This is a genomic window from Actinomycetospora rhizophila (assembly GCF_042657905.1).
GTDB lineage: Bacteria > Actinomycetota > Actinomycetes > Mycobacteriales > Pseudonocardiaceae > Actinomycetospora > Actinomycetospora rhizophila.
The window spans coordinates 137,136-162,150 of sequence record NZ_JBHSKG010000008.1 but is presented as its reverse complement, the minus strand read 5'-3'; the positions used below and the strand labels follow the sequence as shown (position 1 = coordinate 162,150).

At 73.4% G+C, this 25,015-nt stretch carries 27 protein-coding genes and 2 pseudogenes; 19 read left to right on the top strand and 10 right to left on the bottom strand.

Annotated features, from left to right (window positions below):
* Positions 1 to 18 precede the first annotated feature (18 nt).
* A complete protein-coding gene (locus tag ACFPK1_RS16870; protein ID WP_378022094.1) occupies positions 19 to 474 on the top strand; it encodes a protein-tyrosine phosphatase family protein in 456 nt (151 codons plus the stop codon).
* Positions 475 to 487: 13 nt separating this feature from the next.
* On the opposite strand, the gene ACFPK1_RS16865 is transcribed toward ACFPK1_RS16870, so the two are convergent.
* The gene (locus ACFPK1_RS16865) at positions 488 to 1,057 is read right to left on the bottom strand and encodes a 2'-5' RNA ligase family protein (RefSeq protein ID WP_378022093.1); all 570 of its coding nucleotides are present in this window, start codon (positions 1,055 to 1,057) and stop codon (positions 488 to 490) included.
* A gap of 290 nt (positions 1,058 to 1,347) precedes the next feature.
* Here ACFPK1_RS16865 and ACFPK1_RS16860 point away from each other — a divergent pair.
* The 6 genes and pseudogenes from ACFPK1_RS16860 to ACFPK1_RS16835 all read left to right on the top strand — a co-directional run.
* A pseudogene (locus ACFPK1_RS16860) lies at positions 1,348 to 1,536 on the top strand (response regulator transcription factor); the annotation flags it as partial.
* Between the two features lie 170 nt (positions 1,537 to 1,706).
* Positions 1,707 to 5,426, top strand: a complete 3,720-nt coding sequence (locus tag ACFPK1_RS16855) for a nitrate reductase subunit alpha (RefSeq protein ID WP_378022092.1) — start codon at positions 1,707 to 1,709, stop codon at positions 5,424 to 5,426.
* Between the two features lies 1 nt (position 5,427).
* A complete protein-coding gene (gene narH / locus ACFPK1_RS16850) occupies positions 5,428 to 7,095 on the top strand; it encodes a nitrate reductase subunit beta (RefSeq protein ID WP_378022091.1) in 1,668 nt (555 codons plus the stop codon).
* 41 nt (positions 7,096 to 7,136) lie between these two features.
* Positions 7,137 to 7,745 (top strand): nitrate reductase molybdenum cofactor assembly chaperone, encoded by a 609-nt coding sequence (gene narJ / locus ACFPK1_RS16845; protein ID WP_378022090.1) that lies wholly within the window; start codon positions 7,137 to 7,139, stop codon positions 7,743 to 7,745.
* On the top strand, positions 7,742 to 8,497 hold the full coding sequence (gene narI / locus ACFPK1_RS16840) for a respiratory nitrate reductase subunit gamma (RefSeq protein WP_378022089.1): 756 nt from the start codon (positions 7,742 to 7,744) through the stop codon (positions 8,495 to 8,497). The genes narJ and narI overlap by 4 nt, the downstream gene beginning before the upstream one ends.
* Complete coding sequence (locus ACFPK1_RS16835) at positions 8,494 to 9,726, top strand: nitrate/nitrite transporter (RefSeq protein WP_378022088.1); 1,233 nt, start codon at positions 8,494 to 8,496, stop codon at positions 9,724 to 9,726. Before narI ends, ACFPK1_RS16835 begins: the two co-directional genes overlap by 4 nt.
* Before the next feature lie 27 nt (positions 9,727 to 9,753).
* Here ACFPK1_RS16835 and ACFPK1_RS16830 read toward each other — a convergent pair whose 3' ends face one another.
* The gene (locus ACFPK1_RS16830) at positions 9,754 to 10,533 is read right to left on the bottom strand and encodes an alpha/beta fold hydrolase (RefSeq protein WP_378022087.1); all 780 of its coding nucleotides are present in this window, start codon (positions 10,531 to 10,533) and stop codon (positions 9,754 to 9,756) included.
* A 129-nt stretch (positions 10,534 to 10,662) separates the two neighbouring features.
* Here ACFPK1_RS16830 and ACFPK1_RS16825 point away from each other — a divergent pair, with 129 nt between their 5' ends.
* Positions 10,663 to 10,881, top strand: coding sequence for a hypothetical protein (locus tag ACFPK1_RS16825; protein ID WP_378022086.1), 219 nt, complete (start codon positions 10,663 to 10,665; stop codon positions 10,879 to 10,881).
* 30 nt (positions 10,882 to 10,911) lie between these two features.
* Here the strand turns inward: ACFPK1_RS16825 and ACFPK1_RS16820 are convergent, their stop codons facing one another.
* Positions 10,912 to 11,376, bottom strand: a complete 465-nt coding sequence (locus ACFPK1_RS16820) for an Lrp/AsnC family transcriptional regulator (protein ID WP_378022085.1) — start codon at positions 11,374 to 11,376, stop codon at positions 10,912 to 10,914.
* Between the two features lie 72 nt (positions 11,377 to 11,448).
* Here ACFPK1_RS16820 and ACFPK1_RS16815 point away from each other — a divergent pair, with 72 nt between their 5' ends.
* From ACFPK1_RS16815 to ACFPK1_RS16795, 5 genes are all read left to right on the top strand, one after another.
* Positions 11,449 to 12,468, top strand: coding sequence for an isopenicillin N synthase family dioxygenase (locus ACFPK1_RS16815; RefSeq protein WP_378022084.1), 1,020 nt, complete (start codon positions 11,449 to 11,451; stop codon positions 12,466 to 12,468).
* A 29-nt stretch (positions 12,469 to 12,497) separates the two neighbouring features.
* Positions 12,498 to 12,884 (top strand): YchJ family protein, encoded by a 387-nt coding sequence (locus ACFPK1_RS16810; protein ID WP_378022083.1) that lies wholly within the window; start codon positions 12,498 to 12,500, stop codon positions 12,882 to 12,884.
* Positions 12,885 to 12,980: 96 nt separating this feature from the next.
* Positions 12,981 to 13,613: a hypothetical protein gene (locus tag ACFPK1_RS16805; protein ID WP_378022082.1), complete on the top strand. Its 633-nt coding sequence runs from the start codon at positions 12,981 to 12,983 to the stop codon at positions 13,611 to 13,613.
* Positions 13,614 to 13,677: 64 nt separating this feature from the next.
* Positions 13,678 to 14,148: a cupin domain-containing protein gene (locus tag ACFPK1_RS16800; RefSeq protein WP_378022081.1), complete on the top strand. Its 471-nt coding sequence runs from the start codon at positions 13,678 to 13,680 to the stop codon at positions 14,146 to 14,148.
* 144 nt (positions 14,149 to 14,292) lie between these two features.
* Positions 14,293 to 14,592 (top strand): hypothetical protein, encoded by a 300-nt coding sequence (locus ACFPK1_RS16795; protein ID WP_378022080.1) that lies wholly within the window; start codon positions 14,293 to 14,295, stop codon positions 14,590 to 14,592.
* Positions 14,593 to 14,653: 61 nt separating this feature from the next.
* On the opposite strand, the gene ACFPK1_RS16790 is transcribed toward ACFPK1_RS16795, so the two are convergent.
* On the bottom strand, positions 14,654 to 14,824 hold the full coding sequence (locus ACFPK1_RS16790) for a hypothetical protein (protein WP_378022079.1): 171 nt from the start codon (positions 14,822 to 14,824) through the stop codon (positions 14,654 to 14,656).
* Between the two features lie 142 nt (positions 14,825 to 14,966).
* Between ACFPK1_RS16790 and ACFPK1_RS16785 the strand changes: the two genes are divergently transcribed.
* The 3 genes from ACFPK1_RS16785 to ACFPK1_RS16775 all read left to right on the top strand — a co-directional run bounded on the left by ACFPK1_RS16785 (position 14,967) and on the right by ACFPK1_RS16775 (position 18,176).
* Complete coding sequence (locus ACFPK1_RS16785) at positions 14,967 to 15,446, top strand: cupin domain-containing protein (RefSeq protein WP_378022078.1); 480 nt, start codon at positions 14,967 to 14,969, stop codon at positions 15,444 to 15,446.
* 12 nt (positions 15,447 to 15,458) lie between these two features.
* Positions 15,459 to 16,460 carry a TIGR03617 family F420-dependent LLM class oxidoreductase gene (locus ACFPK1_RS16780; RefSeq protein WP_378022077.1) on the top strand — a complete coding sequence of 334 codons (1,002 nt, stop codon included), beginning with the start codon at positions 15,459 to 15,461 and terminating at the stop codon, positions 16,458 to 16,460.
* 756 nt (positions 16,461 to 17,216) lie between these two features.
* Positions 17,217 to 18,176, top strand: a complete 960-nt coding sequence (locus tag ACFPK1_RS16775; protein ID WP_378022076.1) for an ANTAR domain-containing protein — start codon at positions 17,217 to 17,219, stop codon at positions 18,174 to 18,176.
* 33 nt (positions 18,177 to 18,209) lie between these two features.
* On the opposite strand, the gene ACFPK1_RS16770 is transcribed toward ACFPK1_RS16775, so the two are convergent.
* Both ACFPK1_RS16770 and ACFPK1_RS16765 read right to left on the bottom strand, forming a co-directional pair.
* The gene (locus ACFPK1_RS16770) at positions 18,210 to 18,743 is read right to left on the bottom strand and encodes a dihydrofolate reductase family protein (RefSeq protein ID WP_378022075.1); all 534 of its coding nucleotides are present in this window, start codon (positions 18,741 to 18,743) and stop codon (positions 18,210 to 18,212) included.
* A gap of 295 nt (positions 18,744 to 19,038) precedes the next feature.
* Complete coding sequence (locus ACFPK1_RS16765; RefSeq protein WP_378022074.1) at positions 19,039 to 20,514, bottom strand: FAD-dependent oxidoreductase; 1,476 nt, start codon at positions 20,512 to 20,514, stop codon at positions 19,039 to 19,041.
* Between the two features lie 303 nt (positions 20,515 to 20,817).
* Here ACFPK1_RS16765 and ACFPK1_RS16760 point away from each other — a divergent pair, with 303 nt between their 5' ends.
* On the top strand, positions 20,818 to 21,696 hold the full coding sequence (locus ACFPK1_RS16760; RefSeq protein WP_378022073.1) for a DUF2961 domain-containing protein: 879 nt from the start codon (positions 20,818 to 20,820) through the stop codon (positions 21,694 to 21,696).
* 192 nt (positions 21,697 to 21,888) lie between these two features.
* On the opposite strand, the gene ACFPK1_RS16755 is transcribed toward ACFPK1_RS16760, so the two are convergent.
* Both ACFPK1_RS16755 and ACFPK1_RS16750 read right to left on the bottom strand, forming a co-directional pair.
* Complete coding sequence (locus tag ACFPK1_RS16755) at positions 21,889 to 22,176, bottom strand: transglycosylase family protein (protein ID WP_378022072.1); 288 nt, start codon at positions 22,174 to 22,176, stop codon at positions 21,889 to 21,891.
* 364 nt (positions 22,177 to 22,540) lie between these two features.
* Entirely contained in the window at positions 22,541 to 23,083 is a 543-nt protein-coding gene (locus ACFPK1_RS16750; protein WP_378022200.1) for a hypothetical protein, read from the bottom strand.
* Here ACFPK1_RS16750 and ACFPK1_RS16745 point away from each other — a divergent pair.
* A pseudogene (locus ACFPK1_RS16745) lies at positions 23,048 to 23,454 on the top strand (DUF427 domain-containing protein). The gene ACFPK1_RS16750 and the pseudogene ACFPK1_RS16745 sit on opposite strands and share 36 nt — an antisense overlap.
* Positions 23,455 to 23,588: 134 nt before the next feature.
* Positions 23,589 to 23,825: a PASTA domain-containing protein gene (locus ACFPK1_RS16740; protein ID WP_378022071.1), complete on the top strand. Its 237-nt coding sequence runs from the start codon at positions 23,589 to 23,591 to the stop codon at positions 23,823 to 23,825.
* A 214-nt stretch (positions 23,826 to 24,039) separates the two neighbouring features.
* Here the strand turns inward: ACFPK1_RS16740 and ACFPK1_RS16735 are convergent, their stop codons facing one another.
* Together ACFPK1_RS16735 and ACFPK1_RS16730 are read right to left on the bottom strand one after the other, a co-directional pair.
* On the bottom strand, positions 24,040 to 24,240 hold the full coding sequence (locus ACFPK1_RS16735; protein ID WP_378022070.1) for a hypothetical protein: 201 nt from the start codon (positions 24,238 to 24,240) through the stop codon (positions 24,040 to 24,042).
* A gap of 80 nt (positions 24,241 to 24,320) precedes the next feature.
* On the bottom strand, positions 24,321 to 24,848 hold the full coding sequence (locus ACFPK1_RS16730) for a flavodoxin family protein (protein WP_378022069.1): 528 nt from the start codon (positions 24,846 to 24,848) through the stop codon (positions 24,321 to 24,323).
* Positions 24,849 to 25,015 lie beyond the last annotated feature (167 nt).

Genomic DNA, 25,015 nt, shown 5'->3' with positions numbered 1-25,015 from the left:
GTGGGGCAGAGTGAGGGCGTGGCGGCCCGCGACGTGACCCCCGACGACTGGCGGGCGACCCTCCTGCTGCCCGGACGCACCGTCGTCCGCGGTCGGGGTGTGCAGCACCCGCTGCCCGCCGGCAGCGAGCCGGAGTTCGGCCTCTACCTCGGCGTCGAGTACGCCCCGTCGTGGCCGCACCGGTGGCTCGACTGGCCGGACTTCGGCGTCCCGGCCGACCCCCTCGACGCGGCCCGGGCCATCGCGCAGCTCCATCGCCGCGCCCGCGCGGGCCGGCGCGTCGAGGCGGCGTGCCGCGCGGGCAAGGGCCGGACCGGCACCGTGATCGCCTGCCTGGCGATCCTCGACGGGCTCCGGACCGAGCACGCGGTGAGCTGGACCCGGCAGCACTTCCACCACCGCGCGGTGCAGACACCGTGGCAGCGACGGTGGGTCCGGGACTTCCCCGAGCTGCTCGAGCACGCGTCCCGCTGATCCGGCGGACCGCCTAGATCGGTCCGTCGGTGACGGTCCCGGGCGCCCGGTCGCCGGCCAGCTCGAACCGCGCGCGCGAGCGCCAGCGCCCCTTCGCGCCGTCGAGCACGAGCAGGTCGAGCCGGCGCACCCGCGCGCGGATCGGCAACGTCGCGCCGAGCCGGGCGGCCGCGATCCGCAGGTCGTCCACCGACGACGCGCGGGAGAACCCGACGGTCACGTGCGGCACCACGGGACGCCGGCCCCCGTAGGGCGCCAGCTCGGGGAACTCGGCGCACACACGGACCGTCAGCGCGCGGAACGGCGCTTCGGACACGGGCGCGAGCCACAGGCAGTCGCGCTCGAACCAGCGCGTCTGGTCGAAGACGCAGTCGAACGCGCGGGCACCGTCCAGGGCCACGTCCAGCCGCTTGACCACCGTCGTGTCGATGGTGGCCGGCGGGAGGAACGGTGCGAGCACCGTGACGTGCGCGGTGAGACCCACCGCGGCGCGCGGGTCCAGGCGCCACCGGTGGCCGCCCAGCACGGTGTCGGCCTCGCCGATGAGGGCGACCAGCCTGCTGCGGCCGTCGGCGGCGCTCACGTCACCACGACGCGCTCGCTGCAGGACACGGCACGAGTGTCCACGATCGAGTGGTGCACGACGGATTGCGCCCGCTCGCGGAGACCGTCTGGTCGCCGTGGCCCAACCTCCGGCGCGTGCGCGCAACCGGTGTCCGTTCCGCGCACGGCACCGAGGACCGGCGGACCCGGTGCACGTCCGGGTGAATCGGGCCTGCCGTGGACAACCGCTTCGTCCTCGGGACCTACTCTCGGGTGGTGGCGATGGAGGTCCCGCACGTGGAGTCGAGCGAGGATCCTGCATCGGCGTGGCTCTCGCTGCGCGAGCTGCAGGTGCTCGCCCTCGTGGCCGAGGGCCGGTCGAACCGGCAGATCGGCGACGCCCTCGCCCTCTCCCCGTTGACGATCAAGGCCCACCTCGCCCGGATCGGACGCAAGCTGGACAGCGGCGACCGCGCCCACATGGTGGCCCTGGCGATGCGGGCCGGGCTCATCACCTGACGCGAGGGGCGCGCGGTCGCTGTCGAGGACGAGGCCGTCCCGGCGCGACCAGCGACCAACGTCCTCGATCCACCCGCCGAGGTCCCTGATCGGCGAGCCCGAGATGCCCTGTCGCGACCCCCGGGCCGGGCGCGAGGGTCGTCCCGGTGGACGACGCGGCGGGGGGACCCATGGCGACAGGTGACGGCCGGCCGGGGTCCCCCGTCGGCCTCGACGGGCGTGCGTCGGACGCGTTGCTGGGCGTCGGGCGGTTCTTCACCCGCTGGGACGAGACTCCCGACGGGCGCGCGGTGTTCCGGGAGGGGGGCCGGGCCGGCGACGCCTTCTACCGGGACCGGTGGAGCCACGACAAGGTCGTGCGCTCCACGCACGGGGTGAACTGCACCGGGTCGTGCTCGTGGAAGGTCTACGTCAAGGACGGGATCATCACCTGGGAGAGCCAGGAGACGGACTACCCCTCGGTCGGCCCGGACCGCCCCGAGTACGAACCGCGCGGGTGCCCCCGTGGCGCCGCGTTCTCCTGGTACACGTACTCCCCCACGCGGGTGCGCCACCCCTATGCGCGCGGCGTGCTCGTCGAGATGTTCCGCGAGGCCCTCGCGCGTCTCGGCGACCCGGTCCTCGCGTGGGCCGACGTCGTCGGTGACCCGGAGCGTCGCCGGCGCTACCAGCAGGCCCGCGGCAAGGGCGGCCTCGTCCGCGTGAGCTGGTCCGAGGCCGTGGAGATGGTCGCCGCGGCGCACGTGCACACGATCAGGACCCACGGGCCCGACCGCTGCACGGGCTTCTCGCCGATCCCGGCCATGTCGATGGTGTCGCACTGCGTCGGCACCCGGTTCATACAGCTCATCGGCGGCGTCATGACGTCGTTCTACGACTGGTACGCCGACCTGCCGGTGGCCAGCCCGCAGGTCTTCGGCGACCAGACCGACGTCCCGGAGTCCGGTGACTGGTGGGATGCGACCTACCTGCTCATGTGGGGCTCGAACGTCCCGGTGACGCGCACCCCGGACGCCCACTGGATGGCCGAGGTCCGCTACCGCGGCACCAAGGTCGTGACGGTCAGCCCCGACTACGCCGACAACACCAAGTTCGCCGACGAGTGGATGCCCGCCCAGGCCGGGACGGACGCCGCCCTGGCCATGGGCATGGGCCACGTGCTGCTGCGCGAGTTCTTCGTCGATCGACGCTCGACCTTCTTCACCGACTACGTGCGCACCTACAGCGACCTGCCGTTCCTGGTCCGCCTCGAGCAGCGCGACGGGGGCCGGGTGCCCGGGAAGTTCCTCACGGCCGCCGACCTGACCCCCGACCCCGCGCCGGAGGACGCGTGGAAGACCGTCCTGCTCGACGAGGCCACCGGCGAGGCGGTCGTCCCGAACGGCTCGCTGGGGTTCCGCCACGCCGAGTCCGGGGTCGGGCGCTGGAACCTCGACCTGGAGGGCGTCACACCCGCCCTCACGCTCGCTGACCTCGGCGGGGAGCCGACGGAGGTCCTGCTGCCGGCGTTCGTCGCGCCGGACGGGAGCGGGTCGGTGCTGCGCCGCGGGGTGCCGGCCCGCCGGGTCGGCGACCATCTGGTCACGACGGTGTTCGACCTGGTGCTCGCGCAGTACGGCGTCGAGCGCGACGGGCTGCCGGGCGCGTGGCCGGACGGCTACGCCGACGCCGCGACGCCCTACACCCCGGCCTGGCAGGCCGAGATCACCAACGTGCCCGCCGAGCAGTGCGTGCGCGTGGCGCGCGAGTTCGCCCGCAACGCCCAGGAGTCCGGCGGACGCTCGATGATCATCATGGGCGCCGGCATCTGCCAGTGGTTCCACGGTGACGTGACGTACCGGGCGATCCTCGCGCTGCTCGTGCTCACCGGCTGCCTGGGCCGCAACGGCGGCGGGTGGGCGCACTACGTCGGGCAGGAGAAATGCCGACCGATCACCGGCTGGATCTCCCTGGCCAACGGCCTGGACTGGAGCCGCCCGCCGCGCACGATGACGGGCACCTCGTTCTGGTACATGCACACCGGCCAGTGGCGCAACGACGGCTACTCGGCCGACTCGCTCTCCTCGCCGCTCGCGAGCGGCCACCTCGCGGGCCGGCACACCGCCGACACGATCGCGCAGTCGGCGCGGCTGGGATGGATGCCGTTCTACCCGCAGTTCACGGCCAATCCCCTCGACGTCGCCGACGCGGCGACCGAGGCGGTCGCCCGGGGGGAGGCCGCCGACGTCGGCGCCTGGGTCGTCGAGGCGCAGCGCGCCGGGCGGCTCACGCCGGCGATCGCCGACGTCGACGCAGCGGAGAGCTGGCCCCGGACCCTGGTGCTCTGGCGCTCCAACCTGTTCGGGTCGTCGGCGAAGGGCGACGAGTACTTCCTGAAGAACCTCCTCGGCACCCACGCGAACGTCCTGGGCACCGAGAACCCCGAGGCGCCGCGTCCGCACGAGGTGGCCTGGCACGACGAGACGCCCGAGGGAAAGCTCGACCTGCTGGTGTCGGCCGACTTCCGGATGACCTCGACGACGCTGCTCTCCGACGTCGTCCTGCCCGCGGCGACCTGGTACGAGAAGCACGACCTCTCCTCGACCGACATGCACCCCTTCGTGCACGCGTTCAGCCCGGCGATCGACCCGCCCTGGGAGGCGCGGACCGACTTCGACGCCTTCCACGCCCTGGCCCGCCGGGTCTCCGCGCTCGCGGCCCGCCACCTGGGCACCCGCCGGGACCTCGTCGCCGTCCCCCTGCAGCACGACACGCCGGGCGAGACGGCGCAGCCCGGGGGCGTGGTGCGCGACTGGGCCCGCCCGGACGTGGCCGCCGTTCCGGGTGTCAACACGCCGGTGTACTCCGTCGTCGAGCGGGACTACACCGCGATCGCGGACAAGCTCGCCACGGTGGGGCCGCTGGCCGACCGTCTCGGCTTCACCGTCAAGAGCGTCACCTACCGCCTCGAGGAGCAGGTCGCGGCGCTGGCGCGCAGCAACGGCGTGATGCCCTCCGGAGCGGGCGCCGGGCGGCCCGCCATCGACACCGACCAGCACCTCGCCGAGGCGATCCTGCGCTTCTCGGGCACGACCAACGGGGCGCTGGCCGTGCAGGGCTTCCGCACGCTGTCCGAGCGCGTCGGGCGCCCGCTGCACGACCTCGCCGAGGGGTCGGAAGAGAAGATCGTCCACTTCGCAGACACCCAGGCCGCGCCGGTCCCCGTGATCACCTCACCGGAGTGGTCCGGCTCGGAGACCGGCGGGCGGCGCTACGCCCCGTTCACGGTCAACATCGAGCGCCTGAAGCCCTTCCACACGCTCACCGGCCGGATGCACCTCTACCTCGACCACGACTGGCTGTCCGACCTCGGCGAGGCACTGCCGCTCTACCGCCCCCCGCTGGACATGCAGCGGCTCTTCGGCGAGCCCGTCCTCGGGCCGGACGGCGCGCTGCAGATCACCGTGCGCTACCTGACGCCGCACTCGAAGTGGTCGATCCATTCCGAGTACCAGGACAACCTGTTCATGCTGGCGCTCTCGCGCGGCGGGCCGACGGTGTGGATGAGCCCGCAGGACGCCGACGCGATCGAGGTGCGCGACAACGACTGGGTCGAGTGCACCAACGCCAACGGGGTCCTCGTGGCCCGCGCGATCGTGAGCCACCGGATGCCCGCCGGCGTCGTCTACGTCCACCACGCGCAGGAGCGCACGATCGACGTCCCGAAGTCGGAGGCCACCGGGCGCCGCGGCGGGATCCACAACTCGGTGACCCGCCTGCTCGTCAAGCCCACGCACCTGGTCGGCGCCTACGCCCAGCTCTCGTACGCGTTCAACTATCTCGGCCCCACCGGCAACCAGCGCGACATGGTCTCGACCGTGCGGCGGCGTTCCCAGGACGTGAGGTACTGACATGCGCGTCATGGCCCAGATGAGCATGGTGATGAACCTCGACAAGTGCATCGGGTGCCACACCTGCTCGGTGACCTGCAAGCAGGCGTGGACCAACCGCGCCGGCACCGAGTACGTGTGGTTCAACAACGTCGAGACCCGTCCCGGCCAGGGCTACCCGCGGCGCTACCAGGACCAGGAGCGCTGGCGCGGCGGGTGGACGCTGAACCGGCGGGGCCGGCTGCGCCTGCGCGCGGGCGGGCGGCTCAAGAAGCTCCTGACCATCTTCGCCAGCCCCGTGCAGCCCGAGCTCGCCGACTACTACGAGCCCTGGACCTACGACTACAGGACGCTCGTCGAGGCCCCGCTGGGCGACGACTTCCCGGTCGCGCGCCCGAAGTCGTTGATCACCGGGGCGGACACGAAGATCACCTGGTCGGCCAACTGGGACGACGACCTGGGCGGGACGCCCGAGCACGGCCACCTCGACCCGGTCGTCGAGCGGATCCGGCGCGAGTCCGAGGAGAAGATCCGCTTCGAGTTCGAACAGACCTTCATGTTCTACCTGCCGCGGATCTGCGAGCACTGCCTGAACCCGTCCTGCATGGCGTCCTGCCCCTCGGGCGCGATCTACAAGCGCGTCGAGGACGGCATCGTGCTCGTCGACCAGGACCGGTGCCGCGGCTGGCGCCAGTGCATCACCGGCTGCCCGTACAAGAAGATCTACTTCAACCACAAGTCGGGCAAGGCCGAGAAGTGCACGTTCTGCTATCCGCGCGTCGAGGTCGGCCTCCCCACGGTCTGCTCGGAGACGTGCGTGGGCCGGCTGCGTTACCTCGGGCTGGTCCTCTACGACGCCGACGCGGTCACCGCGGCCGCCTCCGTGACCGACGAGAAGGACCTCTACGCGGCCCAGCTCGACCTGATGCTCGACCCGCACGACCCCGCCGTCGTCGCGGCCGCCCGCGCGCAGGGCATCCCCGAGGATTGGCTCACCGCAGCCCGGCGCTCCCCGGTCTATCGGCTCGCGAAGACCTACCGGGTCGCCCTGCCGCTGCATCCCGAGTACCGGACGATGCCGATGGTCTGGTACGTCCCGCCGCTCTCGCCGATCGTCGACCTGCTCGCGGGCCAGGGCCACGACGCCGAGGACCGGGACGTGCTCTTCGGCGCCATCGAGACCCTGCGCATCCCGCAGGAGTACCTGGCAGAACTGTTCACCGCGGGCGACACGGAGGTCGTCGCCCGGGTGCTGCGGCGCCTCGCGGCGATGCGCTCCTACATGCGCGGGGTGACCCTCGGCCGCGAGCCCGACGCCTCGATCCCGGCCGCCGTCGGGATGGGCGAGGAGGAGCTCTACGAGATGTACCGGCTGATGGCGATCGCCAAGTACGACGAGCGCTACGTCATCCCCACCGCCCACGTCGAGCAGGCCCACGACCTCGAGGAGATGGGCTGCTCCCTGGACTTCGACGAGGGCCCCGGGATGTACGACTCCGACGCCTTCGGGGAGGCCAGCGGCCGGCCGGTGCCGGTCGCCGTGGAGACCTTCCACGCGCTGCGCCACCGGCAGACCGGCGACACCCCGGTCGGCGGCGAGGACCTGCGCGGCCGGGTCAACCTGCTCAACTGGGACGGCAACGGGCGGCCCGACGGGCTCTTCCCGCCGGCGCGTGAGGGCGACCGATGAGGTGGCCCCGGGCGCACGCCGGCACGACCGACCATCGCGTCGTGCACCAGGTCGCGTCGTGGTGCCTCTCCTACCCCGACGCCGAGCTCACCGCCCGGCTGCCCCTGCTGCGCGACGCGCTGGCCGAGCGACCCCGCGGCCCGGCGGTCGAGGCACTCGAGCCGGTCGTCGCGCACCTGCTGGCGGGCGGTCCCGGGACGCGCGAACGGGAGTACGTCGAGACCTTCGACCTCTCCCGGCGCCACGCGCTGCACCTGTCGTACTGGACCGACGGCGACACCCGCCGGCGCGGCGAGGTGCTCGCGGGGTTCGTGGAGCGCTACCGGCGCCACGGGTTCCGCGTCGACGCCGGCCGCGAGCTGCCCGACTTCCTGCCGCTGGTGCTGGAGTACGCCGCGCTCGCCGATCCCGTCGACGGTGCGGCCCTGCTCCAGGAGTACCGCCCGAGCCTGGAGCTGCTGCGCCTCGCGCTCACCGACGACGCCTCGCCGTACGCGGGAGCCGTCACCGCCGTCTGCGCCACGCTGCCCGGGGTCTCGCCACCGGACCGGGCCGCCGTGCACGCGATGGCCGCCGCCGGGCCGCCTGCCGAGACGGTCGGCCTGGACCCCTACGACCCGCGCCTGCTGCCGCTGGAGGAGTCCCGATGACCGTCCTGCTCTGGGGGGTGCTGCCGTATCTGGTGATCGCGTCGCTGGTCGGCGGGACGATCTGGCGGTACCGGTACGACAAGTTCGGCTGGACGACGCGATCGTCGCAGCTCTACGAGTCGCGGCTGCTGCGTATCGGCTCGCCGCTCTTCCACTTCGGGATCCTGGTCGTGTTCGTCGGGCACGTGGGCGGCCTGCTGATCCCGGAGAGCTGGACCGAGGCGGTCGGCGTCTCGGAGTCGCTCTACCACGTGAACGCGCTGGTCCTCGGCGGCATCGCCGGGGTCTGCACGCTGGTCGGCATCGTCCTGCTCGTCGTCCGGCGCCGCAGGACCGGACCGGTCTTCATGGCGACCACGCGCAACGACAAGCTCATGTACGTGCTGCTGGTCGGCGCGATCGTGCTGGGACTCTGGACGACGCTGGTCAGCGTGGGCGCCGGTCATGAGGCGCACGACTACCGCCAGACCGTGTCGCCCTGGTTCCGGTCGATCTTTCTGCTGCAGCCCGACGTCGCCGCGATGGCGGCCGCGCCCGTCCAGTTCCACGTCCACGCCCTGGTCGGGATGCTGCTGTTCGCGGTGTGGCCCTTCACCCGTCTCGTGCACGCCTTCACCGCGCCGGTGCACTACCTCTTCCGCCCCTACATCGTCTACCGCAGCCGTGACCGGGTGCAGCCCTCCCCCACGGGACGTCCGCGGGCCGGCTGGAGCCCCGTCGGCACGCCCGATCGGGAGCGGAGGCCCCGATGACCGGCACCGGCACCGTCCCCGACCTCCGCACCGGTCAGACGCGGAACCTCGCCCTCGCGACGCTCGCTTTCACCATCAGCTTCTGGGCCTGGAACCTCATCGCGCCCCTCGGGGTGAGCTACGCCGAGGCCATGGGCCTCTCGGCCACCGAGAAGGCGATGATCGTCGCCACGCCGGTGCTCGTCGGCTCCGTGGGCCGCATCCTCGCCGGCGCCCTCACCGACCGCTACGGCGGCCGCGCGATGTTCACCGTGCTCCTGCTGCTCACCGCGCCGTTCGTGCTCCTGGTCGCGCTCGCCGGGACCCTGGGCTCCTACCCGCTGATGCTGCTGTTCGGCTTCTTCCTGGGCATCGGCGGCACGACCTTCGCGGTGGGCATCCCGTTCGCCAACGCCTGGTACGAGAAGTCCCGGCGCGGCCTCGCGACCGGCATCTTCGGCGCCGGCATGGGCGGCACGGCGCTCTCGGCGTTCTTCACCCCGCGCTTCGTGCGCTGGTTCGGCTACACCGCGACGCACGTGATCATCGCCGTGGCGCTGGTCGCCGTGGCCGCGCTGGTGTGGACGACGATGCGCGACTCGCCGGTCTGGACGCCCAACACCAGCCCGGTCGTCCCCAAGCTCGTCGCCGCGGCGAAGCTGCCGATCACGTGGCAGATGTCCTTCCTGTACGCCGTGGCCTTCGGCGGCTTCGTCGCCTTCTCGACCTACCTGCCGACCTACCTCAAGGACGTCTACGAGTTCGACCTCACCGGCGCCGGGACGCGCGCCGCCGGGTTCGCGATCGCCGCGGTGATCGCGCGCCCGATCGGCGGCGTGCTCTCCGACCGGCTCGGCCCGCGCCGGGTCGCCGCGACGTCCTTCGCCGGCGCCGCGGTCCTCGCCGTCGTCGTCGCGCTCAAGCCCCCGCCGGAGCTCCTCGCCGGGACCGCGTTCGTGCTCCTGGCCGGGTTCCTGGGCCTCGGCACCGGCGGTGTCTTCGCCTGGATCGCCGTCACCGCCCCGCAGGAGCGCGTCGGCAGCGTCACCGGCATCGTCGGCGCCGCCGGTGGGCTGGGCGGCTACTTCCCGCCGCTGGTCATGGGCGCCACCTACGACGCCGTGACCCACAGCTACACGATCGGTCTCGCCCTGCTGTGCATCGTGGCGGTGATCGCCCTGATCTACACCCTGGTCGGCGTGCGGACCCCGCGCCCGACCGCCACGAGCTCGCCGGCCGACGGCGGGTGACGCCGGTCCCGCCGGGGCGGGACGGGGTCAGCGCCGGCCGAGCAGGATGTCGGCGATCTCGTCGGGGCGCTGCAGCGGGACGAGGTGCCGCGCGCCCTCCAGCACGCGCGACGACGCCGCCGGCACGGCCTCGGCGATCTGCGCCATGTGCTCGGGCACCGCGACACCGTCGTCCTCCGCGGCCACCACGTCGGTCGGGACCGCGATGCCCGCCAGCTGCGCCAGGTCGTCGAACGTGGAGATCATCTCCAGGGCGTCCGCCCACCGCGTGCGGTCGGCGGCGCGCAGCCAGGAGCCCACGGTCGCGGCGACGCCGTGCGGCTCGGCCAGCTCCTCGGGGGTGAACCACCGCGAGAGGCTGGCCTCGGGGTCGGCGGTCCCGTCCCGGAGCCCCTGCGCGACCGTGGCGAACGCCGGGAACGGCGATGCCCGCGTGCAGATCAGCGACAGGCGGTTCACCCGCTCCGGGTGCTCCAGCGCGACACGCTGGGCGGTCTGGCCGCCCCACGAGTGCCCGACGAGGTGGACGTCGGGGAGGTCGAGACGGTCCAGCAGCGCGACGACGTCGTCGGCCAGGCGGGAGTAGCCCGCGACGGGGACGTCGGTGGCGGACCCGTGGCCGCGCGCGTCGAAGCACACCGTGCGGCACCGACCGTCCACGGCGCGCACGACCGGGAGCCAGGCGCGCACGTCGAAGGGGGTGCCGTGCAGGAGGACCACGACCCGGCCCCCGCCGCGGTCGAGCACCCTCGTGCGGTAGCCGGGCGCGAGCTCGACCGTCGACTCCGCCTGCGTCGTCCCGTCCATCGGCCCCCTCCTCCACCACGGAGCATGCCGTAGATCGCGGCCGCGTCGTGCCCGCGCCGTTCGGGTGCGGCAATTACTTCCCTCATCGCAGCTCCCCTGCGCCCGAGGGCGTCGCAGACTCGGTGGGCGATGGACCCTGCAGAGACCGACCCGCGGCCCGGCACCGACGTCGGCCCGGGCCCGAGCGCACCGGCCGGCGCGGCGATCCTGCTGCCGGGGAGCCCGGCGGCCCGCGCGGCCGGGTGCGGGTGCTCGGTCCTGGCCAACGCGGCCTACCGCTGCGGCGCGTCGACGAGCCCGCTGATCGAGGCCACGTGCCCCGTCGCGCACGGGGACCCGGTGCTCTGAGGGGCCCGGCCTCGCGCGCGCGCTCGGTCGCTAGTCGCCGGTCTCGGCGAGGCCCGGGCCGCGCCGGTGCTCGTAGACGATGTGGGTCTGGATCGAGCGGACCGAGGGCACCGAGGTCACCTTCTGCCAGGCGAAGCGGCGCAGCGCCTCGCTCGAGGCGACCGCCACCCGGATCTGCACGTCGGTCTCGCCGGACAGGACGGTGGCGTCGAGCACGCACGGGTCGCCGACGACGGCGTCGAGGAAGCGGGTGACGACCTCGGCGCTCTGGGGCCGCAGCTGGACCGCGATGAGCGCCTGCATCGGGCGGCCCAGCGCACCGGGGTCGAGATCGGCGGTGAACCGCGTGACCACCCCGGCGTCGACGAGGCGCCGGACGCGTTCGTGGGTGGTGGACTCGGCGAGCCCGACACGGCTCGCGAGCTCGCGGTTGGTGATCCGAGAGTTCTGCTGGAGAGCGACCAGGATCGTCCGGTCGACCGGAGGCAGCTCCACGATCTCGTACGATAGCCGAAGGTCCTTCGCAGCCGACCCCGTCAGACCGGAACTCCCACTAGCCTGTCCCTCGTGACGCACACCCCGGTGTCGACGAGTCTCCCGGTCCTCGACTTGGCGATGCTGGACGGCGACGAGGCCTCGGCCGCGGCGTTCCGCGACGCCCTGCGCGCGGCGACGCACGAGGTCGGGTTCTTCTACCTGGTCGGGCACGGCATCCCCGACGACGTCACCGCCCGCGCCTTCGCGACCGCCGAGCGGTTCTTCGCCCTGCCCGCCGCGGACAAGCAGGGCATCGAGATGCGGCAGAGCCCGCACTTCCGCGGCTACACCCGCACCGGCGGCGAGCTCACCGGCGGGCAGGTCGACTGGCGCGAGCAGATCGACATCGGCGCCGAGCGCGACCGCGTCGACGACCCCGGCGCCCCGGCCTACATGCGCCTCGAGGGCCCGAACCTCTGGCCCGCCGCCCAGCCCGACCTGCGCGCGGTGTTCACCGACTGGGAAGAGCGGTGCTCCGCCGTCGCGCGCCGGCTCATGGCGTCCTGGGCGGTGGCGCTGGGCAGCCCCGCCGACGTCTTCGACGGCACCTTCGGCGACCGCCCCTCCACGCTGATCAAGCTCGTGCGCTACCCCGGCCGCGAGGAGCGGGGCCAGGGCGTCGGCGCCCACAACGACCCCGGCGTGCTCACCCTGCTCATGATCGAGCCGGGCAAGGGCGGTCTGCAGGTCGAGCACGACGGCGCCTGGATCGACGCGCCCGCCGTCCCCGGCGCGTTCGTCGTCAACATCGGCGAGCTCCTCGAGTTCGCCACCGACGGCTACCTCAAGGCGACGATGCACCGCGTGGTCTCGCCGCCGCCGGGCGAGACCCGCCTGTCGATCCCCTTCTTCTTCAACCCCGCCCTCGACTCCACCGTCCCGCGGATCGACCTCCCCGCCGAGCTCACGGACGAGGCGCGCGGTGTCACTCAAGACCCGGACAACGTCATCTCCGGCACCTTCGGCGACAACCTGCTCAAGGCCCGCCTGCGCGCCCACCCCGACGTCGCCGCCGTCCACCACGCCGACCTCGTGAGGAGCGGGTCCTGACCGAGGGCCCGACGGCATACTCGACGCCCGTGCGTCCCCGACCGTGCCCGTGCGGCCTGCCCGAACCGTTCGACACCTGCTGCGGCCGGTATCTCGGCGAGACGGGCGACGCGGCGCCCACCGCGGAGGCGCTCATGCGGTCGCGGTACACGGCCTTCGCGCGGGGCGACGTCGACCACCTGCTGCGGACCTGGCACCCGACCACGCGCCCGACGACGCTGACGCTCGATCCGTCCGTCCGCTGGACACAGCTGGAGGTGCTCGACCGCGTCGGCGGCGGCCTGCTCGACACCGACGGGGTCGTCGAGTTCCGTGCCCACCACCGCGAGGGCCGGCGGACCGGGGTCCTGCACGAACGCAGCCGCTTCGTCCGCGAGGCCGGGCAGTGGCTCTACCGGGACGGCACCGCCCGCTGAGCCCACCGTTGCCAGCCACGCTCGGGATCGAAGCGTTCGCCTGACCACTCGATCAGGGCATTCACGCCTCAGACTTCCCGGGGCGATCATCACTCTATGTCATCCCTGAAGACGCTGTCCGGGTTCGTACCATGGATCGTGTTCACCCTGACGGCGAGCCGGCTCGGTGCCGGCGCGGTCGGCGTGGCGTGTCTGTTGGCGCTGGTCGTCGCCGTCGGCCTGATCGCCCGCGAGATGATCAAGGGCGAGTCGCCCAAGCTGCTCGAGGTCAGTGCGGCGGTCGTGTTCCTGGCCCTGGGGATCGTGGCGTTCGCGGTGCCCGGCGTGGACGCCTTCCTCGCCGGCTACGGGCGCGCGCTCGCCGCGGCGGCCCTGGCCGCGATCATCTTCGCGACCCTGCCGGTGATGCCGTTCACCGAGCAGTACGCCCGCGAGAGCGTGCCCCGCGAGTTCTGGCACACCGAGCGCTTCCGGTCGATCAACCGCCGGATCAGCGCGGTGTGGGGTGCGGTGATCGTGGGCATGGCGGTGAGCCACGCCGTCGCGGGGACGTTCGACGCACCCGGGGCCGGTGCCGGGTTCCGCCCGACCGACCTCGTCTTCAACTGGGTCGTCCCGGGGCTCCTGATCTGGGCCGCCATCGCCTTCACCGAGAGGGCGCAGCGCGCCGCAAAGACCGACCACGCAGCCCCCCTGCACGGGGCGCACGAGGCCACGGCGTCGCCCTGATGTCGCTCGGCCCGGCGCCGTTCCGTCCGGCCCGCGTGGACCTCCGGACGGGAGGCGGTGCGACGTGACGACGCTGGAGTTCCCCGACGGTCAGGTGCTCACCATCGAGTCCTCGGCGCCGGACTTCGCCTTCACCGCGCTGCTCCCACCCCACCACGCCGGTCCCCCGACCCACCGGCACCGCCACGAGTGGGAGCACTTCACCGTCGCCTCGGGACGGCTGGTGGTCCGCGTCGGGCGGGAGCGTCGTCTGCTGGTGCCCGGCGAGTCCGTCGCCGTGCCCCCGGGCACCACCCACGCGTTCGCCAACCCGTTCGCCGAGCCGGTCCGGCTGCGCACCGTGGAGAGCCCGGCCGGCCCGTTGCAGGCCCAGCTGCGCGCCCTGGCCTCGTCGCCGGACCGTCCACCGCTGCGGGAGCTGGCCCGCATCAACGCCGAGCACGACTGGTCGTTCACCGTGGCGGGGCTCCCGGACGCGCCGCAGCGGGCCCTGTGGTGGCTCCTCGCGCAGCTCGGCCGGGGTGGACGTCGATGACACCGGGCGTGCTCACCGGATCGGGTGGTCGTGGCCGAACCGTTGCCCACTCCGAGCGCTGTGGACCCGCCGACAGGACCGCCGGGCCCTAGAGTCGACGAACGGGTCGTGGGGCCCGTTTCTGCTTCTCTCCAGGGGTCGGCCGTGTCGTCTCGCTCCGTGCTCGCGCAGTCGAGGTTCTTCGCCTGGGCCCGGCCCCGGGCGGGCGGACCGGAGGTCGAGGGCGCCGAGCGCCCCGGCAGCCGGCGGGCACGGCAGCGCTACCACCGCGCACTCGTCCTCGTGATCGGCGCGTGGGCCGTCGTCACGTGCGTGGCGGCCGCGGTCTTCCCGCCGGCGGCGCTGGCGGCCGCCGTCGTGGGCGTCGCCCACATCCTCGTCGGGTACCGCGTCGAGCAGAAGCGCCGGACCGAGGAGGGTGGCGCGCGGGCCGAGCCTCGCTGAGCCGGCCCCGAGGCGGGAACCGGCGCCCGCACCGTGTGGGTGGAGCGCCGGCGTCGTGGTCCTACTCCCCGTCCTCTTCCCCGTCCCGCCGGGCCGCCTGCTTCGACAGCGCGAGGTCCGACTCCGAGGACGCGGACTCCTCCGGGATGTTGGTGGGACCGTTGCCCCCGGCGCCCGCGTCCCGGCCGGTGCCGGCCGACCCGGTGGTCGCCTCGTCCTTCTCGTCGGTCATGGTCCTGCTCCCGTCCTCGGTGTCACGCCGACCGCACCAGAGCCGTCGACGTGATGAGCCCGTGGGCTAGCCGTCCGGGAAGATCGAGAAACGCGCCCGCCGACGAGGAACGCGCTCGAGGAGCGCGCAGTACGGTCCGGGCATGTTCGACGGAGACGAGATCGTGCTGGGTCCCCTGCCCAAGGGCATCGTCCGCGCTGGTGAAGGTCAGCACCGCCGGGTGTGGAACGTGCTCGGCCACACCTACTGGGCGAAGGCGATCAGCGAGTCCAGCTTCGCGTTCGAGACCCTCGACCCGCCGGGCACCGGCGTACCGCCCCACGTGCACCCCACGCAGGACGAGCACATCCACGTCCTCGGCGGCGTCTTCACGCTCTACCTCGACGGCCAGTGGGAGGAGGCCGGTCCCGGCGACACGGTGCTGATGCCGCGCGGCCTCCCCCACGCCTACTACAACCGCACCGAGGCCGACACCCGCGCCCTGTTCTGGGTGAGCCCGACCGGCAACCTGGCCCACCTGTTCGACCAGCTGCACGACCTCCGGGATCCCGACGAGGTCGTCCGGCAGTCCGCGCTGCACGACGTGGAGTTCCTGCCGCCCGGCTCCGTGCCCGGCGCCTGAGTCCACCGTTCGATGAAGATCGACGCACGGCTCGACACGACCCTGTCCTCGGTCGCCGGTGACGTCCGCGCCTGCGAGGAGATCGGGTTCGACGGCGCGTGGAACACCGAGAACCGCGCCGACCCGTTCCTGTCCCTGACCCTGGCGTGCGAGCACTCGCAGCGCATCGAGGTGGGCCCGTCGGTCGCCATCGCCTTCGCCCGGACCCCGATGACCATCGCGTACCCGTCCTGGGACCTGCAGCGCTTCTCCGGTGGGCGGTTGATCCTCGGGCTCGGCAGCCAGATCCGGCCCCACGTCGCCCGGCGGTTCTCCATGCCCTGGTCGGAGCCGGCCGACCGCATGCGCGAGTTCGTCGTCGCGCTGCGCGCGATCTGGCACACCTGGACGACCGGTGAGCCCCTCGCGCACCGCGGACGGTTCTACGAGCACTCGCTCATGGCACCGGCCTTCACGCCGCCGCCGAACCCCCACGGTGCGCCGCCGGTCTTCCTCGCCGCGGTCGGGCCGCGGATGCTCCGGGTCGCCGCCGAGGTGGCCGACGGGCTCTTCGTCCACCCGTTCTGCACCCGGGCCTATCTCGAGGAGGTGATCGTCCCCGAGGTCACGGCCCACCGGCCGCCGGGCCGCCCTCCTCTGCAGATCGCGCTGTCCCCGTTCGTCGCGCTCGACGAGAGCGACGTCGAGGCGGTGCGCCGCCAGATCTCCTTCTACGGTTCGACACCCGCGTACCGCCGGGTCCTCGAGCTCCACGGGCAGGGAGAGCTGCAGGACGAGCTCCACCGGCTGTCGAAGCAGGGCCGGTGGGACGACATGCCCCACCTCGTCGACGACGACCTCCTCCACGCGATGTGCGCCGTCGGGTCACCGGGCGAGGCCGCCGTGCTCCTCCGGGAACGCTACGGCCGGGTGGCCGACCGCCTGCGGCTCAACCGCCCCGGCGACGCTCCGCCGCCGCCGGCGCACTTCGCCGAGCTGGTGGCGAACCTGCGGGAGCTCGATCCCGCGCGGTGAGCACACCGCCCCGGACGACCGCAGCGGCGGCGTTAGTCGATCAATCGAATCGTCAACAACTCCGCAGGTCCCCTGCTCCGTGGCGGAGCGACGGGCCTGGCCCCGGCACGCGGCGTGTCCGTCACGGGGGGCGTGCCGGGGCACCCACGAGGTGCGGCGTTCGGGCCGTGGGCCCGGCGCCGCTGTCGGGGCCGGCCCCGGACTTCGTCCCCGGGGGGTAGGAACAGCGTCCGGGACCGGCACAGCCATGGTCGCACCACGGCCCGCCGCCGCGCGCCGGTTCGACGCGCCCCCGGGACATACGGGCGCACTGCTGCGCCTGCTGGCCAACGGCCTCGTTCGCCTACGTCCTCCCCGGCGCGCTCCCCGGTGCGGTGGACCCGCGCCTCGTGCCGGTGCCAACATCGTCGTCGGTCCGAGCCGGCGCGGTGCCGGCCAGAGCTCGATCCGCCACAGCGGTCGACGCGCATCGGCCGCCCGCGGCCGGGCGCCGGCGGGGCCGGGACCTCACGGGGGATCAGGGCGGGGGATGGCGCGGCGACAGGCTGTGGTGGATTCGGCGGCGGGACTGACGCCCTTCGGGCATCTGGGCTGGTCCTACCGGGACCGGGACGAGTTCTTCCTGCAGGCCGCACGGTTCCTCGCCGACGGTCTCGTCGAGGGCCACTGGGTGGAGTACGTCGGCGCCGGCGACCGGGAGGCTCTGCGCACGGAGCTCGCCCTGCTCCCCCGGTCCCCGGGCTCGCGCCGGACCGGGTGGCGGTCACACCGATCCGCGAGTTCTACGGCCTGGCCGCCGAGAGCGCCGTCGTCGACCCCGACCTCGCGGTCCGGTCCCGTGTCGCGGCGACCGAGGCGGTCGTGCGCGCCGGGTACGGCGGGTTCCGCGCGGTCGTGGACACGACGTCGCTGGTCGTCACCGAGGGACAACGGGACCGCTTCGCCCGCTTCGAGTTCCTGATCGACCAGAAGATGGCCGCCCTGCCGATCTCGGCGCTGTGCGCGGTCGACCACCGCGTCATCGGCGACGCCGCTGCGGAGCTGGTGTGCCTGCATCCGCTGGCCAACCCCGGGGCCGCGCGGTTCCGCCTCTACGCCGACCCCGCCGTCGACGCCGCGCTCGCCGGCGAGATCGACCGAGCCGGGTGGCACGCCGTGGTGCGCACCCTGGAACGGGTCGGACCGCTCGGTCTCGGCGACGTGCTGGTGATCGACGCCGTCGAGCTCGAGTTCATCGACCATCGCGGCCTCGAGGCGCTCGACCACTACGCCCGCACCCTCGACCGCGACGTCCTCCTGCACGTCGATCGTCACGCCGTCGCCCGCCTGGCCGACTGGCTCGACCTGAGCCGCGTACGGGTGGTCGCCCCACCCGCCCCGTCGACGCCCGGCGGGCCGGCCGACGCCGCTCCCGGTCAGCTGGAGCAGCTGCGGGACCAGCTGGAACACCGCGAGCGCCAGCTCGAGTCCCTGCCCGACATCGAGCAGGCCAAGGGGATGCTCATGCACGCCCTCGACCTCACCGACCAGCAGGCGTTCGACACCCTGATCCGGCTGTCCCAGCAGACCAACACCAAGCTGCGGGTGGTCGCCGCCCTCCTCCGCGACGAGCTCGCCGGCAGCGCCTCGGACCACACCCGGCGCACCGCCACGGAGATCGCCACTGCGCTGCGCGACCGTCTCCGCGCCGGCACCGACCCCCGCGGTGAGCACTAGACCGGACGAGCGGGAGCCCGCTGCCCGTCCGTCTCAGCGCGGCACGTAACGATGCGCCACCACGCCCCCGTCGAACTCGCGGCGGCCCACGAGCTCCAGGGCCAGGGGCTCCGCGAGGCCGGCGAACAACGTCGGGCCGTGGCCGGCGAGGCGCGGGTGCACCCAGAACTCGTACTCGTCGATCAGTCCGAGGTCCGCCAGGGCGAGCGGGAGCTGGACGCCGCCGCAGTACAGCCCCTCGCCGGGCTCGTCCTTCAGACGCCGGACGGTGGCCTCCAGATCGTCGGGGCGCACCAGCTCCGCGTTCCAGTCGACGTCGTCGAGCGTGCCGGACACGACGTACTTCTTCGCGACGTCGATGCTGCGGGCGAACGGGCCCGGGTCCGGTCCGGCCGCCTCCTCCCGCCAGAACTCCATCATCTGGTAGGTCCGTCGCCCGAAGATCAGGGCGTCGGCCCGGGCGATCGTCTCCGCCGCGTGCTGGTGGAGCTGCTCGCTCGGCGTGCCCTCACGGTGGTCGACGCAGCCGTCGAGCGTGACGTTGATCGAGTACCGGAGAGGTCGCATTTCAGGACCATAGCGTCGTTCGGCAGGACCGGACACATTCACCCGACCTCGACGGACACGGCACGTCCGGGCTGGTCCTCGCGGCGGAGGAGATCTCAGCCGCAGCACTGATCGACCGGCGCAACCAGGGCCCGGGAAGCGACCTGGCACCGCTGCAGATCGGTTTCCTGGTCGGAGCAACGCGACGTCCCGGAACCGGAGGTCGGCCGCACCGGTGACTGATCAGGGCGATGCGCTGGGTGTGAGCGAGCACGGCGCGCATCCCCGGAGCGGACACCCGGGTCCGGCCGCGGAGTCAGGAGGCAACCTCGACCCGCTGCGGGCTGCGCGGGGCGGGCACCTGGGCGAGGCCGGGGTGCTCGGCGAGGAGGCCGAGGAGCTCGGCGCGGTCCGGGCCCGGGACCCGACGCGGCAGGACCGGACCGACGGTGTCGACCGCGGCCCGAACCTCCGGGCGGGCCAGGACCTCCTCGGGCAGGGCCAGGCAGTGCACGATCTCGAGGACGCCCCGCAGCGCATCGGCGTCGCTCGCGGCCGCTGCCGCCAGGCGCATCACCGCGTCGTCGCTCGGCGGTACGGGGGCGCCGGCGATCTCGGCCCGCATCTCGGCAACGCGGACCCGGTCGGCGCGGGTCTGGACCTCGACCAGCGGTGCGACGACCCCCTCGGTGCGCTGGTCGAACGCCTCCGCCAACGCTCCGGGGTCGCCGAGGTGGGCGCGGACCACGTGGCGCAGCTGCTGGGCATGGACGAAGCCGATGCTGATCCCGCGCCCGGCCGACGGGTTGGTGGCGCACCAGGCGTCCCCGATCGCGACGAGCCCCGTCACGACGGGCCGGCCCGCGCGCACGAGGCGCGTCCGCCGGTCCAGCCCGCCGCCCATCGGCAGGATCCCGGTGATCGGTTCGCCGGCCAGCCACGGCGCCTGCCAGGGACACGCGGCGACGACCCGCTCGAACACGGTGTGCTCGCGCACGGCCTGCAGCGCCCGGTCCTCGGCGAGCCCGAAGACGGTCACCGACCACGTGTGGTCGTCGCCGGGGATGGTCAGCAGCGAGACGGAGCCCAGCGGCGCCAGCGGCGGACCGATCCGGGGCGGCAGTTCCGGGCCCGTGTAGAAGCGCGTGTAGTAGACGAAGCCACGGTCCACGGCGCGGGTCTCGGTCAGCGGCGCACCCAGGGCGAACAGCCATCTCGCCCCGGGCGCGCGGCGCCCGGTGGCGTCGACGAGGAGGTCGGCGCGGATCTCCTCGCCACGCGCGGTCCGCACCCCGACGACGTGGGGGCACGACGCGGGCGCCCCGTCCGGGAGCCCGAAGCGCGACCGGCGGCCGGTGAGCAGGCCGGTGACCCGCTCGCCGCGACGCACCCGCACGCCACCGGCCTCCGCCGCCGCGGCCAGGACCGCCTCGACCACCGGCCGGCGCCCGGTCACGGCCCGCAGGGCGACGTCGCCGGCGCGCGGGGTCCGATCGGTCATGGTCGGTGGCATCGCCGTGAGGGGGTCGACGGTGACGCACCCGGCGTCGAGCATCCGTCCGGGCAGATCGGGCAGCTCCGCGTCGCAGACGGCCCGGACCCGGGCGAACAGGCTGTGCGGCTGCCGGAACTGCGCGACGCCGCGCCGTTCCCACGACGACCACGCCTCGCGCGGCGGGGGCGCCCCGGTCGCGTCGGCCTCCAGGACCGTCACCTCGTGCCCGTCACGGGCCAGCATCAGGGCCGCCGACAGGCCGACCATGCCCGCCCCGCACACCACGATCGCACCCATCACGCACCTCCCCGTCGTCACCCCGGGCCCCGTGCCGGTGACCGGGCGTCCGACGGTAGGAAGCGCTGGTCGGCCGTGACATGCCAGGAAATGCGTACCCGCCGCCGCCCGGCGTCCGGGCGATGCGTACCGGCAGGCCCGATCTGCGCTGTTCGAGTGCTCCCGGGCGTCCACGCAGGTGGTGCTCGCCCGCCACGGCTGCCCTCGGGCGCGCGACCCGGCTTGGATGGGCGTCCCGAAAACGTGTGAGGAGGCCCGATCATGTCTTCGCCCCTGGCCTCGTTGAGCACCGACAAACTGCGGATGGTCAAGGTCGAGAACGTGGCGGTAGGCACCCGGACCGAGCGCACTCTGGCGGACCTCAGCGGACCCGGCTCGGTGAAGTCGCTGTGGATGGCCCTCGGCGGGGGGAACGGTCCCACCCTCGATGCCCGCCTGCGGGTGTACTACGACGGCGCCGCGTCCCCGTCGATCGACATCGACTTCGGCACCCTGTTCGCGACACACTTCGGCGCCGGCGTCGTCGCGGGTTCGCACACTCTCACCCACGTCCATGCCGAGATCAACAGCAACAACTTCAACACCGGCTTCCTGATCACGTTTCCGATGCCCTTCGGGACGCGCATCCGGCTCGCGTACTACAACGCCAGCACCAGCCAGACGGCCACCATCTACTCGATGGTCGCGTACGCGCTGACCGCCACCGACACCGCCAACGGCCGGCGGCTCCGCCAGCAAGGTGCCCGATTCCTGGACCAGCGGGTCACGCGAACCGCGACCCAGACCACCGTCCTCGCCTCGATCACCGGTGGTGCGGGATGGATCGTCTACCACTCCCAGCTCTGCGGGGTCGGCGCGTCGAACCTCTCCTGGCAGGAACGCAACATCCAGATCGCCGTCGACGGCGAGACCACCCCGGCGATCATCTCGACCGGCACCGAGGACTGGTTCGACAGCGCCTGGTACTTCAACGGCTGGAAGGACTTCGACGCCGGGGTGCATTCCTACGTCGGCACCGACCAGCCCGCCGCCCCGAACCAGTACGTCGCCGGCATGGCCACCGACTTCATGTCGAAGTGGGGCGGTGTCCCGTTCACCAGATCGGCGACAATGACCGCGCTGACCGAACCCGCGTGCACCACGGGCGACACCTTGTGCTGGTGCATCCTCTACTACCAGTAGTCGAGACGGCCGCGGTCTCGCCCCGGACGTCCTCGAGGGAGCGCCCGCTCGATCTCAGACCCGCGAGCCAGGTGTCGGCGTCGTCCTCGCCGGCACCGTAGATCGCGGCGTCCTCCTCGTAGCCGGCGTAGCTGACGCGCCGTCGATCAGGACGCACCGCGGCGTCGTCATGTCGATCTCGGGGCTGCCGCGTCAGCTCGGTGCGATCTTGTCGGTGCAGCCCGGCCAGGCTTCCCAGCCCTGCTCCGCCCGGACCCGCTCACCGACGAGGATCTGCTGCTCGCGGCTCGCTTCGTCGGCTTGGGGGGCGAAGTGGCCACCTCCGTGCGCGGCCCACGTCCGAGGGCTGAGCTGCAGCCCGCCTTGGTACCCGTTGCCGGTGTCGGCGTGCCAGTCGCCGCCGGTCTCGCACCGGGCGATGCTGTCCCAGGGCTCGGCCGGTGACGCGGGTGGTGGCGGCGAGGCCCCGGCGGGCGCCACCGGCACTGACTCGGGAGCCTCGCGTGGTGTCGACGCGGGAGGGGGCGGCTGCGGGGCGCTCCCGTCGACGCCGCACGCTCCGAGGGCCAGGGCGGTGGCGACACCGACGCCCACCACGATGCCCCGGATGGTGCCCGTGCGGGTAGGGAGCGACATGCTCGTCCCGTCGGCGGCTGCCCCGGGCGATCTGACGCGATGCACGCGCCGCCCCGCCCGTTCCGACGTCTCGACGAGCGCCTTGCGCGGACCGGCGGGCGGTGGGGACACGGTCGGTCCGAGGCGCGAGGTTCACGAGTCGGCTTCCCGGTCGCGGCGGCGCCGACACGTCGAGCGCTCCTGCGCGAGCCGGGTCCTGCCGGGCGGGTCACCGGGGGGTGTTGATGGGCGGGCCCGACGCGAGCAGGCTCCCGTGATGGCGACACGCCTCGCTCGGTTCGAGTCCGGGCTCTCCGAGCTGCGCTACATCCCGACCGCGAAACACGTGCGCGCGACGATCGCGGGCACGACCGTCGTCGACTCCCACCGGGCGGTTCTGCTCTGGGAACCCCGACGCGTCGTTCCCCAGTACGCCGTGCCGGTGGCCGACGTCGCCGCCGACCTCGTCCCGGGCCGCCTCGGAGAGGGTGACACGCGGGGCGGGCCGGTACGGATGGGCGAGGGATCGATCGAGGTGCTCACCCCCGAGGCCGGTTTCGCTCACCACACCGCCGAGGGCGAGGTGCTCACCGTGCGGACCTCGGACCACGAACGGATCGGGGCAGCGTTCCGGCTCGTGGACCCCGACCTCGCCGACCACGTCGTCCTCGACTGGGACGCGTTCGACGAGTGGTTCGAGGAAGCACAACGCGTCATCGGCCACCCGCACGATCCGTTGGCCCGCATCGACGTCCTGCGCAGCGACCGCCACGTCCGCGTCGAGCGCGGCGGGACGGTCCTCGCCGAGAGCTCACGGCCGAGCCTGCTCTTCGAGACCGGCCTGCCGGTCCGTTTCTACCTGCCCCCGAGGACGTGCGGTTCGACCTGCTGCGGCCCAGCGCCACCCGTTCGACCTGCGCGTACAAGGGCGTTGCGTCCTACTGGGCCGTGGCCGACACCGCGCCCGACGCCACGACGGCCAGCACCACGACGGCCGGCACGCCGATCGACATCGCCTGGACCTACCCCGATCCGTTGCCCGACGCCGCCCCGGTCGCGGACATGGTCTGCTTCTTCGACGAGCGCGTCGACATCGTGGTCGACGGTCGGCTGGGCGAGCGTCCTCTCACTCCGTGGAGCTGACGACGCGGACAGGTCGTCACCGGGCGTCCCCGGGATGACCGTCGAGCGCCTCGACGTTCTGGTCGGTAGTGGACTCGGGCTTCGAGGCCGCGTCCCTCGTCAGGCCGGGACGACCGGTCAGGAGGAGCATCACGATGGTCGACGTCAGCCCCGCCGTGTCCGCGGAGCCGGTCCGCAAGGTGCAGGTGCCCGAACTGGTCGGGGTCCGCGCCACCGACGCGCACGACCGGGCCCTGGACGCCGGCATGCTGGCTGTTGCGGAGAACGCGACGCACACCGCCGCCGGCCGCGGTCTCATCAGTCGACAGCACCCCGATCCTGGCGCCGAGGTCGAGCACGGAGCGATCGTGAGGATCTGGATCGGCTCCTGACGGGGCCGACCCGGTGCACGCCGGACGGTCGATGATCCGCAGGACGGCATCGCCGAGGGCATGCACGACCTCCCGCCGGTGCAGGTCGGCGGTGTCCCGCAGCGTGGTGTGGCAGTCGAGGACCGCGGCATCGCCGCCTACCGGTGCGGTGACGCGACACCAGCGCCAGGGGGTGTGCGCGAACCGCGATCAGGGGGCGGCCATCACGGCGGACTCAGGCGGTCGCCTCCCGCGGCCGGTGGTCCGTGACGGTGCCGATGTGAACTCCGGCGAAGTCCTCAACGGCGGCTCCCTCGGCGACCCGGCCGATGCGGACCCCGGCGAAGTCGACGACCCAACCAGCGTCGTCGACCCGACCGATGCCCACCCCGGCGAGGTCGTCGACCCGGTGCATCTCGTCGCGGTTGGTCTCCATGGCGGTCTCCTCTCCTCGGGCGGGCCCTCACCCGCCTGCTGACGTGGACGATCCGGTGCCGTGGCGCCCGGGTTCGCCGGTCACGCTCCGCCGCCCGCCGGGACGGCCGCCGCGGCGGCGAGAGCGGCACCCCAGGCGCGGGCGCGGTCGAGCTCGCCGGGCGAGAGCGGGCCCTCCGTGCCGTCGACGTAGAAGCTGTGGGGCCCGTCCACGACGCTCGCCCCGCCGCGGCGGAAGCGTCGCCCGATCGCGCGGGCCGCCGAGCCCGGCACACGGGGCCGCGCGACCCGGGTGTCGAAGGCCGCGGCCCGCAGACCGGGGCGCGCCGGCAGGGCCGCGAGCCACTCCCGGACCCCGTCGCCCCGCGACACCAGCTCGCCGGCGGCCTTCTCGGCCGCGTCGCGCCGGGTGGAGGCCCGGCTCATCCCGAACGCGTGGGTGGGCCCGCCGACGACGAGGAGGTCGACGTCGTCACCCGGCACCGGCGGCGCGGCGCCGACCTCCACGACGTCGACCGGCATGCGGGCGGCGAGGCCGTCGGCGATCGCACGCGCCACCGCCTCGGTGTTGCCGTACATCGATTCGAAGATCACCAGGGCCCGGGTCATCGTCCGCCTCCTCCGTGAGACGTCCACGGTCGCTGCCGCCGGGGTCCGGGCGGCAGGGTCGAACGGGCCGCGGGCCCGGGGCCGTCGGACGGGCCGCGACACCCGGTCGGGCCGTGGGGCCGGGTCGGTGGGCCCTGGTTCCGGGCGACGGCCGCGTCTGGCATGAC